This window comes from Rhizobium sp. PEPV16, from assembly GCF_008919455.1.
Lineage (GTDB): Bacteria > Pseudomonadota > Alphaproteobacteria > Rhizobiales > Rhizobiaceae > Rhizobium > Rhizobium leguminosarum_Q.
On sequence record NZ_VSZV01000047.1, the window covers coordinates 1 to 1,524 of the forward strand.

A 1,524-nucleotide genomic window follows, 5' to 3' on the forward strand; every position below is an offset into this window, starting at 1 on the left:
CGATCGAACCTGCGGCACGGGTAATCTCCATCATCTGATTGAGCACGATCGCCGGCTGTTCCCCGCCCGAGTGGCCGCGTGCCTCGAAGCCGACCGCATCGATGGCGCTGTCCACTTCGTTGCTGCCGACGACCTGCGCGATCATATCGCCAAGACGGTCGCTCTTCGACAGGTCGATCGGTTCGAAACCAACCTTCGCCGCATGCGCCAGGCGGTCCTTGTTGAAATCACCGATCATCACGACTGCAGCGCCGAGAATGCGAGCTGAAGCCGCAGCCGCAAGGCCGACCGGGCCGGCGCCGGCGACATAGACGGTCGAGCCGACCCCAACGCCTGCACGCACTGCGCCATGGAAGCCGGTGGGCAGAATGTCGGAGAGCATGGTGAGATCGCGGATCTTCGCCATCGCCTTGTCCCGATCAGGGATTTTCAGCAGGTTGAAATCTGCGTAGGGAATGGTGACGTAGCGTGCCTGTCCGCCGATCCAGCCGCCCATGTCGACATAACCGTAAGCGCCGCCGGCGCGGGCCGGGTTTACCGTCAGGCAGACACCGGTATCCTGAGACTTGCAGCAGCGGCAACGGCCGCAGGCGACATTGAAGGGCACCGAGACGATATCGCCGATGTCGAGCATCTCGACGTCGATGCCTTTCTCGATGATCTCGCCAGTGATTTCATGACCGAGGACCAGGCCCGGCATCGCTGTCGTGCGGCCGCGGACCATGTGCTGATCGGAGCCGCAGATATTGGTCGAGATCACCTTCAGGATGACGCCGTGTTCGATGCGGCGGCCGTCGGGCGCTTCCAGCTTCGGATCGTCGATGTCGCGGACTTCGACCTTGCCCGGCCGGAGATAGACGACGCCTCTATTTTTGCTCATGGATTCCTCCCACTTTGTTTGAATGCCTCGATCTGCAACCGATGCAGTCGATGGCAACCTTCCCTCCGGCCTGCCTCCTCTGCAGCCCGGCGTCCACAACACGAGGATACCGCCGCACCGGGCGATATTTGGATTTGGCAAAAGGGACAGATTGAATGGAGAAGAGGAGCAAACGCCATGGCTTTCGCCCTTCGTTCCGCTCGTGATCGTCTGCCTGCAATCCGTCGATTTGCTGTGACAAGAGCTGGTTTCCGGCTCCAGAATCTCCTTTCGATCCATCTCGATATCTTTCCGGATGTCTGTCCGGCGATTTCCTTGAGGATGTCAGTTCTTCTACCGCTGCGGGGAGCGCCGGCGCGTCAGGCCGGCTTCCCAATGGTCCATTTCGCCAGTTTGCGAGGTAGCGCCTTGAACACCCCAAACAAACCACGCTTGACGCAAAACAGCGATCAAAAAAACGACATGGGCGCGACCCAAAGACGACAGTCGGCAAAGTCGCAATAGCTCGCTGCGCAGGGGAAATAATTGATCCCGCGAATACGGCGGTTTTCCGGATCGCCCGGGAAGATTTGATTGCGGCCTGCGTTGAGGATGAGAGGTTTACGCGCGATGCGGCCGACGGCTGCGGTTGACGTCGATGGCCG

General features: G+C 60.3%; 2 protein-coding genes and 1 riboswitch. Both genes read right to left on the reverse strand.

The window, feature by feature from the left end; translation table 11 throughout:
* Positions 1–880: alcohol dehydrogenase catalytic domain-containing protein (locus FY112_RS00365; protein WP_151517352.1), on the reverse strand; the 880-nt coding region annotated here is incomplete at its 3' end.
* Between the two features lie 223 nt (positions 881–1,103).
* A riboswitch (cobalamin riboswitch) is annotated at positions 1,104–1,306 on the reverse strand.
* A 23-nt stretch (positions 1,307–1,329) separates the two neighbouring features.
* Positions 1,330–1,524 (reverse strand): hypothetical protein (locus tag FY112_RS37130; protein ID WP_210384796.1); only part of this gene is annotated, 195 nt, incomplete at its 5' end.